Annotated in this window: 14 protein-coding genes; all 14 read left to right on the forward strand. The window is 60.3% G+C overall.

Going from position 1 to position 12,965, the window contains the following annotated elements; genetic code table 11:
• Nucleotides 1-257 precede the first annotated feature (257 nt).
• The 14 genes from NMG46_RS15450 to NMG46_RS15515 all read left to right on the forward strand — a co-directional run bounded on the left by NMG46_RS15450 (nt 258) and on the right by NMG46_RS15515 (nt 12,954).
• The gene (locus tag NMG46_RS15450) at nt 258-2,693 is read left to right on the forward strand and encodes an MASE1 domain-containing protein (RefSeq protein ID WP_254818663.1); all 2,436 of its coding nucleotides are present in this window, start codon (nt 258-260) and stop codon (nt 2,691-2,693) included.
• The gene (locus NMG46_RS15455) at nt 2,690-3,331 is read left to right on the forward strand and encodes a response regulator transcription factor (protein WP_254818500.1); all 642 of its coding nucleotides are present in this window, start codon (nt 2,690-2,692) and stop codon (nt 3,329-3,331) included. Before NMG46_RS15450 ends, NMG46_RS15455 begins: the two co-directional genes overlap by 4 nt.
• 2 nt (nt 3,332-3,333) lie before the next feature.
• Nucleotides 3,334-3,723 (forward strand): response regulator, encoded by a 390-nt coding sequence (locus NMG46_RS15460; RefSeq protein WP_254818501.1) that lies wholly within the window; start codon nt 3,334-3,336, stop codon nt 3,721-3,723.
• On the forward strand, nt 3,713-4,396 hold the full coding sequence (locus NMG46_RS15465; protein WP_254818664.1) for a response regulator transcription factor: 684 nt from the start codon (nt 3,713-3,715) through the stop codon (nt 4,394-4,396). The genes NMG46_RS15460 and NMG46_RS15465 overlap by 11 nt, the downstream gene beginning before the upstream one ends.
• A 560-nt stretch (nt 4,397-4,956) precedes the next feature.
• Nucleotides 4,957-5,946 carry an alpha/beta fold hydrolase gene (locus NMG46_RS15470; RefSeq protein WP_254818502.1) on the forward strand — a complete coding sequence of 330 codons (990 nt, stop codon included), beginning with the start codon at nt 4,957-4,959 and terminating at the stop codon, nt 5,944-5,946.
• A gap of 488 nt (nt 5,947-6,434) precedes the next feature.
• Nucleotides 6,435-7,184, forward strand: coding sequence for an SDR family NAD(P)-dependent oxidoreductase (locus NMG46_RS15475; RefSeq protein ID WP_254818503.1), 750 nt, complete (start codon nt 6,435-6,437; stop codon nt 7,182-7,184).
• A gap of 519 nt (nt 7,185-7,703) precedes the next feature.
• Nucleotides 7,704-8,435, forward strand: coding sequence for an alpha/beta fold hydrolase (locus NMG46_RS15480; RefSeq protein WP_254818665.1), 732 nt, complete (start codon nt 7,704-7,706; stop codon nt 8,433-8,435).
• 65 nt (nt 8,436-8,500) lie between these two features.
• Nucleotides 8,501-9,259 (forward strand): SDR family oxidoreductase, encoded by a 759-nt coding sequence (locus tag NMG46_RS15485; RefSeq protein WP_254818504.1) that lies wholly within the window; start codon nt 8,501-8,503, stop codon nt 9,257-9,259.
• 42 nt (nt 9,260-9,301) lie between these two features.
• Nucleotides 9,302-9,703 carry a cupin domain-containing protein gene (locus NMG46_RS15490; protein ID WP_254818505.1) on the forward strand — a complete coding sequence of 134 codons (402 nt, stop codon included), beginning with the start codon at nt 9,302-9,304 and terminating at the stop codon, nt 9,701-9,703.
• Nucleotides 9,704-9,907: 204 nt separating this feature from the next.
• Nucleotides 9,908-10,402 carry a hypothetical protein gene (locus NMG46_RS15495; protein WP_254818506.1) on the forward strand — a complete coding sequence of 165 codons (495 nt, stop codon included), beginning with the start codon at nt 9,908-9,910 and terminating at the stop codon, nt 10,400-10,402.
• Between the two features lie 261 nt (nt 10,403-10,663).
• The gene (locus tag NMG46_RS15500; RefSeq protein WP_254818507.1) at nt 10,664-11,185 is read left to right on the forward strand and encodes a carboxymuconolactone decarboxylase family protein; all 522 of its coding nucleotides are present in this window, start codon (nt 10,664-10,666) and stop codon (nt 11,183-11,185) included.
• A gap of 137 nt (nt 11,186-11,322) precedes the next feature.
• Entirely contained in the window at nt 11,323-11,760 is a 438-nt protein-coding gene (locus NMG46_RS15505) for a cyclic nucleotide-binding/CBS domain-containing protein (protein WP_254818508.1), read from the forward strand.
• Nucleotides 11,761-11,883: 123 nt separating this feature from the next.
• A complete protein-coding gene (locus tag NMG46_RS15510; protein WP_254818509.1) occupies nt 11,884-12,618 on the forward strand; it encodes a sensor histidine kinase in 735 nt (244 codons plus the stop codon).
• Nucleotides 12,619-12,672: 54 nt separating this feature from the next.
• On the forward strand, nt 12,673-12,954 hold the full coding sequence (locus NMG46_RS15515) for a GNAT family N-acetyltransferase (RefSeq protein ID WP_254818510.1): 282 nt from the start codon (nt 12,673-12,675) through the stop codon (nt 12,952-12,954).
• The last annotated feature ends 11 nt before the right edge of the window (nt 12,955-12,965 follow it).

The following is a 12,965-nucleotide window of genomic DNA, read 5'->3' on the forward strand; positions in this document are numbered from 1 at the left end:
GACGTGAGTCCGTCAGCCCAGTCCAGCTATCAAGAACAAGTGCTACACGAAGCGCCGACAATCTCCAGATTTTGTTTGTCCGTCAGGGGCACCCGATGACGATAGCGCCCAACTCACTTGGCGAGACCGATTCCAACGCAACGCTCGCGTTAACGCATGACTTGGACCGATCCGGACCAGGAAGTGGCCGACCTTTCGCGACGAATGAACCGGGCCTGATTCGCGGCAACATGATCAGCGATCTTGAAAGAGGCAGGTTGTCGCGCGTCTGGTCGCACCGCCCTCAATTCTTGCATCTGGGGCTTTTTATTACGGCCTATGTCCTGGGCTGCGGCTTCGCCCAGTCGCTCGCAATTATACCTGGAACAGGGATTTCCATTTGGCCTCCGAGCGGGCTTTTCATCGCTACGCTTGTCTTCGCCTCCAGGTACAGCTGGCCGTGGTGGGTGTTGGGGGCCTGTGTGGCAGAACTGTTCAGCAACTTCTTGTGGTTCCACACTCCGCTGCCCGCGGCCTTCCTGATCTTTGCCGGCAATGCTCTTGAAGCGGTGACCGGGGCATGGCTTGTGAACCAGACCTGCAAGCGCCCAGTTCGGCTGGAAACGTTGCGGGACGTCCTCGCATTCGTCGTACTGGCCGCTGGAGTTGCGCCGGTTGCAAGCGCCACGGTCGGAAGTGCGGCGCTTGCGTGGTTTGGCATACAATCGCAAAGCTTTGCGACGGCTTGGCCGCTGTGGTGGATCGGAGACGCGACGGGAGTCCTGATCGTAGCGCCACTGGCGCTGGTCGTGTTCCAGAACTGGCGCGGCAAGGCGCAGCTCTCGGCAGCGCGGTGGATGGAAGCTTGCGTCCTAGGGCTGATCTTTCTTGGGATCGCCGCCCTTTCCTTGAGCGGCTATCTACCCTTCGCCTACATCATCATGCCGCCTCTTCTTTGGGCCGCGGTGCGCTTTGAGTTCCGAGGCGCCGCCGTAGCATTGACCGTTCTCGCTCTGATCACGGCGGTATTCACGATATCCGGCGCCAGCCAATTTGCCGGCGATCCCGAGTCCCAGAAGCACAACCAGATCATGCTGCAGCTTTTTCTGGGCATCTCTGCATTTTCGGCGCTCGTCGTGGCCGCCATTTCCAGGCAGCATCAGGCGGCGGTGCTCACTTTGCGCGAAAGCCTGGAGGCATTGCGCGACCGGGAGCGGGAGCTCTCGCAGCTTGTCGACATGGTTCCGAGCCACGTTTGGCGCCTGACGCCGGACGGCGAGCCGACCTTTTTCAACAAGCGAATGGTCGACTTTCTCGGCCTTGACGTAACGGATTTGGACAAACAGGGCATCGGCCGGCTGGCGGCGATGATAGCGGCCACCGTCCATCCGGACGACGCAGCAGCATTCGGCGACACGCTCAGTCACTGCCTTGCTACCGGCGAGCGCTTCTCCATGAGGTATCGCCTGCGCCGCGCCGATGGCGTCTATCACTGGATGTCGAGCCGGGCAGAGCCGATGCGCGATCACGCCGGCCTGATCGTGCAGTGGTACGGCCTCTGTCACGACATAGACGATCAGATGCAAGCCGAAGAGGCGCTGCGGCGGAGCGAATTGCAGCTTCAGCAGATGATCGACGCTGTGCCGGTCCGCATTTGGAGCGCGGTGCCGACCGGCGGGCCGGTCTACTTCAACAAGCGATACCAAGACCATTTCCGCGCCGTCATCGCCAATGTCGAAAGACTCAGAGAGCCGCGCATCGAGGAATTGCTGCAAGAACTGGTTCATCCCGAAGATGCTCCCGAGGTGCTGCGCACGTTGCTGACCTGTTTCGAAACAGGCGGCGGTTCCGCGATGCGGTTTCGCTGGCGCGAAAAAGATGGTTATCGCTGGGCGGAGTGCAGGGTCGAGCCGCGGCGTGATGAAGACGGGGCGGTTGTGCAATGGTACGGGGTTTCCCTCGACATCGACGAAGAGGTGCGCGCGCGGGAAGCGCTGCGACAAGCCTCCGACAAACTCGCGCAAGCCACTCAGGCTGCAAGTCTCGCCGAGCTTTCCGCTTCGATCGCGCACGAGGTGAATCAGCCGCTGGCCGCGATCGTCGCCAATTCCCATGCATGCCACCGTTGGCTGGGCGCCGTCCCGCCGAACGTCGAACGCGCGAAGATTACGGCCGAGCGCATTATCCGGGACGCCAATTCGGCGGCGGACGTCGTCGGCCGCATCCGCGCGCTGTTCAAGCAATCCACCGAGACGAGGACCAATGGGGCGCTCAGCAGTGTCATCGCAGAGGCACGCGACCTCGTGACTGAGGAAGCGATGCGGCGGGGCGTTCGCATCAGCGTTGATGTCGAAAGCGACATTCCGCTAGTCGCGCTCGATCGCGTCCAGATCCAGCAGGTTCTGGTCAATCTCATTCGCAACGGCATGGAGGCGATGGACTCTGGTGCGGATGACGGAGTTATCAGCATCCGCGTGCGCCCTATCGGGGATGTTGTCCAGACCGAAGTCAGAGATCGCGGCCGGGGCGTCGAGTTTCCCGACCGGATATTCGAACCGTTCTTTACCACGAAAGAGCAAGGGATGGGCATGGGACTGGCGATCTGCCGTTCGATCATCGAGTCCCACAGCGGGCGTCTATGGGTCGAGAAGAACGAACCACGTGGAGCGACGTTTATCTTCACGTTGCCGGTTGAAATGGAAGCGGCGTCATGACGACGGACGGCCAAATTGTCTTCATCGTAGATGACGATGAACGCATCCGGGAGGCGCTTAGTGAGCTGCTGGCCGCACATGGCCTGCGTGCCGCAGCGTTCGGATCGGCGGGCGATTATATCCGCGCTGACAAGCCGGACGTCCCTGCCTGCCTCATCCTCGATATCGAGTTGCCGGATATTAACGGCCTCGATCTCCAGCGGCAGATTGCCGAGGGCAATCATCCGCCGATCGTTTTCCTGACAGGACATGGCGATATCCCGTCCTCCGTGCGTGCGATCAAGCACGGTGCCGTGGATTTCCTGACCAAGCCCTTCAGCGATGCAGACCTCATGGCCGCAATCCATGCGGCGATTGCCCAGGATCGGGTACAGCGATCGGAGCGCGCCGAGCTGGGCGTGTTGAAGCAACGTTATCTCGAGCTGACGCCGCGCGAACGTGAGGTGCTGCCGCTGGTGGTCAGCGGCCTGCTCAATAAGCAGGCCGCCGCTGAACTAGGGATCAGCGAAGTTACGCTGGAAATTCATAGAAGGAACGTCATGCAGAAGATGATCGCGGCGTCGCTCGCCGACCTAGTGCGCATCGCCGAGCGATTGGGAATACCGATCACGCACTCGCGCCGGGCAGGGGGGAGCTGAGGGTGAGCAAGCGGAGGCCTGTCGTTGCGATTGTCGACGATGACCCAAGACTGCTCGAGTCGCTGGAGGACCTCTTGGAGTCCGCCGGCTATGTGGCCCGCAGCTTCTCGTCGCCGGGGGCATTGCTGGTCAGCGGCCTGTCTGGATTGGACATGCTCATCACCGACATCGGGATGCCCGGCATGGACGGCTTTGAACTTCGTGACCTGGTCAAGAAGGCGCGTCCGGACCTGCCTGTGTTCCTGATCACCGGTCGCCACGAGATAGTGGATCAGCACCGCGCCAAGGGCATTGGCGGGCTTTTCTGCAAGCCCTTCGATGGCCAGGCCCTGCTTGCGGCGATCGGCGATGCTTTACGCAACCCAAAAACGGAGCCTAAACATGACAGTTGACCAATTGCCATTACGGAGATCGACGCCGTCATCACAGCAGCGGAGGGCTGAAGCCGAGCAGCCGCTGGTCATTATTGTTGATGATGATGCCTCTGTTCGGGAGGCGCTGTCGGAATTGATCCTGTCGGCGGGTTTCCTGCCGGTCAGCTTTACCTCGACCCGCGAATTGCTTGACGCCGATGTGTTGGAAAGTCCCGGCTGCTTGATCCTCGACGTGCGCATGCCAGGGACGAGCGGTCTCGATCTGCAGCACCATCTTGCGAAAAACGGCAACCCCAAACCCATCATCTTCCTGACCGGGCATGGCGATATCCCGATGACTGTCCAAGCGATGAAGGCCGGCGCCGTGGACTTTCTCACCAAGCCGGTGCGGGATCAGACGCTGCTTGACGCCGTGATCACGGGCATTGCGGTGGACGCCAAGCGGCGGGCGGATGCGGTGATCGTCAAGCGCAACGTAGAGCGCGTCGAGACGCTGACGCCGCGCGAGCGCGAGGTTCTGCGAGAAGTGGCGCGCGGACGCCTCAACAAGCAGATCGCCTTCGACCTCGGCATCAGTGAAGTGACGGTCAAGCTTCACCGCGGCAATGTCATGCGCAAGATGGAGGCCGCTTCCATCGGTGAGCTGATCAGGACATGGGAAACGCTGCCCGCGCCGATGCGCCAGGCCTAGAATTTGGCACAAGCCGATCCACGCCCCATCCAATAGGATCGCCCGGCGCGCCCGGCTGCTTCAGGCTGCGGGAAATTGCTTCCTCTGCGCGCCCAGGCCTTCCTGCTGTCGGTACGCTCGTGCTGGTGCGGGTGATCCTGATGTACATCGGTAGTCCTGTTGGGTGTTTCGCGGCAAGGCCCGCGCCAACATCGGTTACCATTGAGCGGCGCTCCTTGGCGGCCCAGCCTGACCGACAAACTCGCAACATTCCATGCAACAACAACTGAGGCCGGCCATGCCGCGTCGGTCCCCGCGCCGCTACCCAAGCCTAAATTGACGTGTGTCTATAAGAGCTTGCCTTGGCCCGCCCCTATCCTCGGCGTGCCTGCCCTGCACCTTGGCATCGTATGACAGATGCTTCGGTAGAATAGGTTCGCGGCCCGGATCGGTGCATCCTGTTCCTCGCAAGCCATCACGACCGTCGCGTTTCTACCGCTCCTCGCTCGCTCCTCCCCGAACGCGACCGCATAGGCCGACTCGACGGTCGTGATGGTGAGCAGGATGTTCAAAGCACATGGATGGACATGATGAACAAAGACGGACTTTTCTCCGTCGGCGGATCTCGCCGCGATGTCTTGCTGGCAGGCCTGATCTCTGCGGTAGCCGCCGGACTGCCCCGCGCTGCTTCGGCAACGAGCCGAAAACAAAAGCTTTCCTCTTCCCCCTCCATCAAAGGAACCAAGACGATGAGCACCATCACGACCAAGGACGGCACCGAAATCTACTACAAGGATTGGGGCAAGGGTCCTGTCGTCACATTTTCGCACGGCTGGCCGCTGAATTCCGACGCCTGGGACGGCCAGATGCTCTTTCTTGCCCATAACGGCTTTCGCGTCGTTGCGCATGACCGGCGCGGCCACGGCCGATCGAGCCAGGCGACGTCCGGCAACGACATGAACGGCTATGCGGACGATCTTGCAGCCGTGATCGAGGCGCTGGATCTCCGGGACGCCACGCTGGTCGGCCATTCCACCGGAGGAGGCGAGGTTGCTCGCTATATCGGACGGCACGGGACGAAGCGGGTGGCCAAGGCTGTTCTTATCGCCGCTGTTCCGCCGATCATGGTGAAGACGCCGGCCAATCCGGAAGGCCTGCCGATCGAGGTATTCGACGGCATAAGGGCTGGCCTCGTCAAGGATCGTTCGCAGTACTACCGGGACCTCGCGCCGTTGTTTTATGGCGCGAACAGGCCGGGCGCCAAGGTTTCCCAGGGGACTCTGGATCAGTTCTGGCTCTGGAGCATGCAGGCGGGTCTCGTCAACGCGTACGAAAGCGTCAAGGCGTTCTCCGAGACCGATTTTACCGAGGACCTCAAGAAGTTCGACGTACCAACCCTGGTCCTGCACGGCGACGACGACCAGATCGTCCCCGTCAAGGACTCGGCAGTCAAGTCGGCCCGATTGATCAAAGGCGCAAAGGATATCTATTACCCCGGCGCGCCCCACGGGATCACGGCCACACACCAGGATCAGGTCAATGCTGACCTGCTCGCCTTCATCAAAGGATAGTACGCCCTCAGACACGACCGCATGTTGTCCGCACTTCCTTGGAGCCGCCGATGACCACCTTTGGCAATATTTCGCGCGCCCTGAACAGCATTTCAGGTGGCGCGCGAGGTCAAACCTTGTGCGCTCGCATAGCCGAGCGGTGGCCTGAATGCCGGTTCTGTCGACTCATGTCCCGGATTGTGGAACCGAACCACTGCGCAATCGAGTTGGAGCGCTGGCAAAGGCGGCAAACATATGCTGCGACAGGGCTGCCATTCGGGCGACTGCGCCTGTGCAGCGCGGAGGCGATCGCCGGGGTCGCCGCCGCGCCTTGAAGGCCAAAGCGCTCTCGAGGACGTCAAACTGGCTAATCGCCAGGAGTTTATCAATCGGTAGCCTTTTGCGATTGTCGCTCATTTTGGCGGTCTCAATTCGGCGTGAAATTTTCTTGGCCAGCAGTTGCGACGATCGCAGCAGCACCGGCACAATTTTTCGAAGGCAGGAACGACATGGGCGCACTCTCAGGCAAGATCGCGGTGGTCACCGGCGGAAACAGCGGGATTGGACTATCGGCTGCAAAAATCTTTGCGGCCGAGGGCGCGCAAGTCGTCATTACCGGCCGCCGGCGGCAGGCGGTCGAGGAAGCGGTCGCACAGATCGGGGCAGGCGCGCTGGGCATTCAGGGAAATGTGGCCGACGTGTCGCACCATGACGAGGTAGTGCAGCAGATCCGCCAGAGGTTCGGGGCGCTCGACATCTATATGGCGAACGCCGGCATAAACACCATTACGCACTCGGCCGACGTCTCCGAGGCAGAATATGATGCGCAATTTGCCGTTAACACGCGAGGCGTCTTCTTCGGCGTCCAGAAGCTGATTCCGATCATGCGGAACGGCGGCGCAATCATCCTCACAGGCTCGCTCGCCAGCGAGAAGGTTCTGGACGGTCATGCTGTTTACGCGGGCTCGAAAGCGGCCATAAATGCCTTTGCGCGTGCTTGGGCGATCGAACTGAAGTCTCGCGGCATCCGGGTCAACGTGCTCAGCCCAGGTCCCGTGGATACGGCTATTCTCGATAAGCTAGGCATACCGTTTGAGCAGCGCGGGCTGTTTGAAAAGGCGATGGCGGAGGCAATACCCCTGGGCCGGATGGGGCAGCCGGACGAGCTGGCAAAAGCCGCCCTGTTCCTTGCCTCGGGCGCGAGCAGTTTCGTCACGGGCATCAATCTGCGGGTGGATGGCGGGATGGCAGTGCTGTGAGCCATGACTGCGAGATCGCGCCAATAGACTGCCGGTTATCGGCTGAGCAATCGGTCTTCCTCACGAAAATTTTTTGGGAAGCTGCCGCACGAGTCGCGCCAAATAGGTCGGAGGCGACACGTTTTGTCGACGTGGCGCAAATTGAGCCACGTAAATAGCAAGTCGCATTGCAGGGATCGACGCGCAAGAGAAGTCGGATCGCCAGATCTCGCCACGGCGGCAGCGGCGTCTTGCAAACACAGCTCTCCGGCCGCGCGCCCTCAGTGTCTGTTCCGGCGTCCGCCGACAATGCACACCCGGCATAGATACCTCAATTATGCTGCAGTGCACCTGATCTCCCCGGTGACCTACCCTGCACCTTGGCATTGTATGACAGACCCTTCCGCACAATAGGTTGGCGGGCTGCATAGGCGCATTCTCCTGAGCATTGGTCACCACAGGCCACACGGGAGAAAGCAAATGCGAAACATAACTCGAGCCCTGGCGCTCACCGCAGTGCTGACCGCGTCGGGCGGCGGCATGGCGCAGGCCGCCGATTCTCAGCCCAAGCCGACGATCGTACTGGTGCACGGCGCCTTCGCGGAATCGTCGAGCTGGGACGCAGTCATCACCAAGCTCAGCAAAGACGGTTATGTAGCGATAGCCGCAGCTAATCCGCTCCGCGGCGTTGCCAGCGATGCGAAAGCAGTCTCAGCCATCGTCCGGTCGGTTTCCGGGCCGGTCGTGCTGGTGGGGCATTCCTACGGCGGGCCTGTCATCACCGAGGCCGCCAATGGCAATCCCAATGTAAAGGCGTTGGTCTACGTGGCGGGCTTCGCGCCGGATACCGGCGAATCGAGCCTTACGTTGTCCAGCATGTTTCCCGGCAGCACCTTGGGGAGCGCGCTTGCTCCGGTAGCGTTGCCGGACGGCGGGCAAGACCTCTTCATCGAGCCGGCCAAGTTCCGCGCCCAGTTCGCCGCCGACGTTCCGCAAGAGCAGACTTTGCTGATGGCTGCCACTCAACGTCCTGTTGCTCAGGCGGCTCTGGCTGAAACCTCGGGCGTCGCCTCATGGAAGACGCTGCCGTCCTACATGATCTACGGCTCGGATGACCGCAACATCCCGGCAGCCGTCATGAGCTTCATGGCCAAGCGTGCGCACGCGGTAAAGACCGTCGTCATCGAGGGTGCGTCCCACGCGCTCATGGTTTCGCATCCCGACGAGGTCACGTCACTCATCGAGGATGCTGCTGCATCGGTCAGTCAGTAGCAAGCTGGAAGCGCCTGCATCCGATCGAGCAACGAAAACAAACACGCAACACCAGGAGACCAGACATGAAGATCGTCGTCATCGGCGGAACCGGGCTGATCGGTTCAAAGACCGTGGAGAGGCTGCGAAATAAAGGACACGACGTGCTTGCGGCGTCGCCGAATTCGGGCGTCAACACCGTTACAGGAGAGGGTCTGGCGGCCGCGCTTGCCGGTGCGCAGGTCGTCGTCGACCTGGCGAACTCGCCGTCGTTCGAGGAAAAGGCTGCCCTGGAGTTCTTCGGGGCATCCGGGCGTAATCTTTTTGCCGCCGAAACGGCCGCCGGCGTCCGTCATCACGTGGCGCTGTCCGTCGTCGGTACCGACCGGCTGCAGGGCATGGGCTATTTCCGCGGCAAGTTGCTTCAGGAAAAGCTGATCAGGGAATCCGGAATTCCTTACACCATCGTTCACGCCACTCAGTTCTTCGAGTTCACCGCCGCCATCGCAAACACGGGCGCCGTCGGGGATACCATTCATATGTCGCCGGCCTACTTCCAACCCATGGCGGCTGACAATGTTGCCGATGCGATGGCGGACGTCGCGCTTGCCGCGCCGTTGAACGGCATGATCGAAATTGCCGGCCCGGAGCGGGTTCGCATGAGCGAACTTGTCGAGCGCTTCCTGAAGGCCACCAACGACCCGCGCAAAGTCGTCCCGGATCCCGGTGCGCTCTACTACGGCCAAGTGGCAATCGACGATCGAACACTGGTGCCCGGCGAGAATGCGCGCATCGGCGCCGTGCGTTTCGATGATTGGCTCAGCCGATACACGCCACCGAAATAAGCAATCATCGGATAGGCCATTCTCACAACAAGGAGACCAGATATGATCAGAACACTTCTCTGCGCCGCGCTCACCGCCGCTTCCGTCACCGCAGCAATGGCCAATGACGCCGCCAGCGTGAAGCTTGTCTACGACCAGGCCCTTCCAAACGTGCCCGGCAAGAGCATGAAGGCCGTGCTCGTCGAGTACGCGCCGGGGGGTACGTCGCCGGCCCATACCCATCCCAAATCTGCGTTCATCTATGCCACGGTTCTGGAGGGGGCGATCCGAAGCCAGGTCAACGATGGGCCGGTGAAGACTTATCGCGTCGGCGAGAGTTTCTCGGAATTCCCGGGCGACCGTCATGCCGTCAGCGAAAACGCCAGCAAGACGGAAGGCGCTCGCCTGCTTGCTATTTTCGTCGTCGACACCAGCGAGACGGAACTGACGACGAACGCGAAATGAAATCGTAGCCCCTGGGACCATCGGGGCGTATGCGAAAGGACGGTCAGTGACATGAATTCGATCGCCAGCCGCACACTTGCGGGGATTTTGGTCCCCGATACACCGCTTGTTGGCCGAGCGATCGAACATGCCCGCCAGCGATGTGAACCCTACCTGTTCAACCACGTGGTCCGATCCTGGCTTTTCGCGGCCCGGATCGGACAGATGCAGAATATCCAGCACGACGCGGAGGTTGTTGCCGTTGCAACCCTGTTGCATGACATCACGCTCAATGAGGACTTCGCCGGGCCGCGCCGTTTCGAAGTGGAAGGCGCCGATCTTGCCCGCACCTTCGTTCGGGAAGGTGGCTTCGACGAGCGGCGCGCCCAATTGATCTGGGACAGCGTCGCCCTCAATTCGACGCCGTCGATCGGCCTCTACAAGGAGGCTGAGGTGGCGCTTTGCACAGCCGGCATCTGTCTCGATGTCGTCGGCTTGCAATACAGCCTCATTTCGTCAGCCGAGATTGCAAAGATCATCGGTGAGTTTCCGCGCCTCGGGATGAAGCGGCGGATGACGCGATGCTTTTGCCATATCGCCGAGATCAGGCCCGAAACCACCTACGACAACTTTGCCCGGGACTTCGGCGAGCGCTTTGTTTCAGGCTACAAAGCGACTTCGGCAGTTGATCTTGTGATGAACGCTCCCTTCGAAGAGTGAACGCAGTTTCGATCCAGGTCTCCCGATCGACGCCGGCCAGCTCAGCCGACCCCTTCATATGACCCAAAACGCTGTGCGCCTGTCGCATGCCTGCGGCAAAGCGAATTGCCGAGGGCAGCGTTCCACCGCTTCCTATACTTCGGTTTAGGCGCGCCGACCTATTGAATGGCAATACATATCATCGGGCACGATAGCAACAATTTGGCTCGCCGCTCATCCTTACGCTGCAATGGATTGCAAACACCTCAAGGAGATAAAGTAATGAATATTGCAGCGTCACCGGTCGCTCCGAAAGGAAAAGCCGCCGCCCAACGCGCGAGTTATGCTGAGCAGTCGCCCGAACTTCTGAAGAAATTTATTGAATTTCTTGGTGCGACGCGAGAGGGGTCGATCGAAGAGCCAATCCGGGATCTTGTTGCCGTCCGAGCCGCGCAGCTGAACGGGTGCACCTTCTGCCTCGATATGCACGTCAAACAGGCAAAGATTCATGGCGAGCGCGAACTGCGCCTTTACCACCTGGCAGCCTGGCGGGATTCGACCTTGTTCGTTCCTCGCGAGCGTGCAGCCTTGGCATGGACGGAAGTCTTGACGAAGTTGCCCGAGCAGGGTGTCCCGGACGAGATCTACGATCGGGTCAGGTCGCAGCTTTCCGAGAAGGAAATCTCCGATCTGACCTTCGTTGTCATGGCGGTCAACTCTTGGAACCGTCTGAACATCGGCTTCAAACCCGTCCCGGGCTCGGGCGATGCGAAGTTTGGCCTGAGCAAAGCAGCACTGAGCTAATCTTTGGAATGGGTCAGAATGGCGCTTGTTTGTGAGCCATTCTGAGCGGCCGGGCAAAGTCGCCGAGCTCGGCGACCAACACTGGAACCGATCTCAGCCTCCCGGCCGCGGCCGCGAGGCGCTCTCAGGAGGGCGTCATGCGCATTGACAGTCTGCATCCAGTAATATCGGCCCGTCTTATGGTGGTCGATGTCGACGCTCCACTCCGCAGTGCGGCACTCTCACTTTCCAGGCCCGCAATAGGCCTGGTCGTGGTGTGCCACGGCAGTGGGGAGGCGGCAGGCGTGCTGAGCAAGTCCGACCTTGTCCGCCATCTGGCGAATTCAGGGCCAACAGAAGCGCCGATTGCGGCATTGATGAGCCGGTCCATCGTGTCCTGTGGTCCCGATGATGATCTTCATTCAGTCTGGCAGACCATGGCCGCGCAAGGCCTGCAGAATGTGCCGGTGCTCGGGGCTGACTCGAAACCGCTAGGCGTCCTCGATATCCGTGATGCGATGAAGGCGCTCTTTAAACAAGAGGAACTGCAGGAACGGCTGCTTGCCAACTACATCAGCGGGGTCGGATACCAATAGAGCATGGTCTCGCGATTGAATATACGGAAGTATGCATCAGAGTCTTATTAGATATAGTAGAAAATGTCGCAAATTATAGCGTATTGAAGCAAATAGGTGACGACTTAGCCAGCGGGGAATGAAATGTTTCGTCCGGACATAAAAGAAGATGTCTTCGACGGCCCGCCCGATGGCCCTGGAAGTGGTATGTCCGTGCAAATGTCGACGGCCGGCATCGTCCATGACCTGGGAAATCTCATTCAGGTCGCCTCGTCGGCGTTGAACCACCTGGCCCGCGATCCGAGCATCCAAGCGGCTCCGGCGCTCAGGTCTGTAATAGCCGGCGCCAAAACGGCTTTGGAAAGGGCCGGGGGCCTTGTCCGGCAAACCATCAGCCTGGCCCGAGAGAGCCACGCTGAAATCGAATACACAAACGTAGGTGCTTGCCTGGCTGAGATCGAGACCCTCGTACGGAGCGCCTTGGACGCCAATTTCGGTCTTGAGCTTCGGGTCGGGTCCGACCTGCCTTTGGTGCGATGCGATCGCTTTGGGTTGCAAAATGCCGTTCTGAATCTTCTGTTCAACGCACGCGATGCAATGCCTGACGGCGGTTTCATCTCGATCGATGCCGGCTTGGCCTCTGAAACCTCCGCCGCCAGTCAGGTAGATATCCGTGTCGCGGACAACGGTATCGGGATGACCAGCGAGACGATGGTCTGCGCCTTCGATCCGTTCTTCACCACCAAAAGCGAAGGCCTCGGCGGCGTCGGTTTGCCGATGGTGAAGCACTTTGCCGAGCAATCAGGCGGAAGCATCGATATTCAGAGCACACTTGGAGCAGGTACGACCGTCACTCTGCGGTTGCCTGCGATGCGATAGCGGCCCGCCAATCTGCCTCCGGTGACAAACGTGACATACAATCGAGAGATAAAGATGGATGCACAAGTCGTCGAAAACGTCCAACAGCACCGTTTCGAGCTGCCGATCGCCGGCGATATGTTTGCGGCGGCCTATTATCGGCTCGAAGGCGGGAAGGTTGCGCTGATACACACCGAAGTCCCGTCGGAATTTTCCGGACAGGGGATCGCGTCGCAATTGGCCCAAGGGACCTTCGAACTGCTCCGCAAAACCGGCCGTAAAGCGATCTTGAAATGTCCCTTCATGAGCCGCTTTTTCGCCAAGCACCCGGACTATGCAGATGTCGTCTGCGGCTAGTCATGGGCACG

The organism is Mesorhizobium sp. LMG 17147 (assembly GCF_024297145.1).
Taxonomy (GTDB): Bacteria; Pseudomonadota; Alphaproteobacteria; order Rhizobiales; family Rhizobiaceae; genus Mesorhizobium.

Bases quoted from the DNA above. Each gene is read 5' to 3' on its own strand.
- NMG46_RS15505 (WP_254818508.1), top strand. From the start codon at position 11,323: ATGCGCATTGACAGTCTGCATCCAGTAATATCGGCCCGTCTTATGGTG.
- NMG46_RS15515 (WP_254818510.1), top strand. From the start codon at position 12,673: ATGGATGCACAAGTCGTCGAAAACGTCCAACAGCACCGTTTCGAGCTG.
- NMG46_RS15500 (WP_254818507.1), top strand. From the start codon at position 10,664: ATGAATATTGCAGCGTCACCGGTCGCTCCGAAAGGAAAAGCCGCCGCC.
- NMG46_RS15455 (WP_254818500.1), top strand. From the start codon at position 2,690: ATGACGACGGACGGCCAAATTGTCTTCATCGTAGATGACGATGAACGC.
- NMG46_RS15465 (WP_254818664.1), top strand. From the start codon at position 3,713: ATGACAGTTGACCAATTGCCATTACGGAGATCGACGCCGTCATCACAG.
- NMG46_RS15470 (WP_254818502.1), top strand. From the start codon at position 4,957: ATGGACATGATGAACAAAGACGGACTTTTCTCCGTCGGCGGATCTCGC.
- NMG46_RS15490 (WP_254818505.1), top strand. From the start codon at position 9,302: ATGATCAGAACACTTCTCTGCGCCGCGCTCACCGCCGCTTCCGTCACC.
- NMG46_RS15495 (WP_254818506.1), top strand. From the start codon at position 9,908: ATGCAGAATATCCAGCACGACGCGGAGGTTGTTGCCGTTGCAACCCTG.
- NMG46_RS15475 (WP_254818503.1), top strand. From the start codon at position 6,435: ATGGGCGCACTCTCAGGCAAGATCGCGGTGGTCACCGGCGGAAACAGC.
- NMG46_RS15510 (WP_254818509.1), top strand. From the start codon at position 11,884: ATGTTTCGTCCGGACATAAAAGAAGATGTCTTCGACGGCCCGCCCGAT.
- NMG46_RS15485 (WP_254818504.1), top strand. From the start codon at position 8,501: ATGAAGATCGTCGTCATCGGCGGAACCGGGCTGATCGGTTCAAAGACC.
- NMG46_RS15480 (WP_254818665.1), top strand. From the start codon at position 7,704: ATGGCGCAGGCCGCCGATTCTCAGCCCAAGCCGACGATCGTACTGGTG.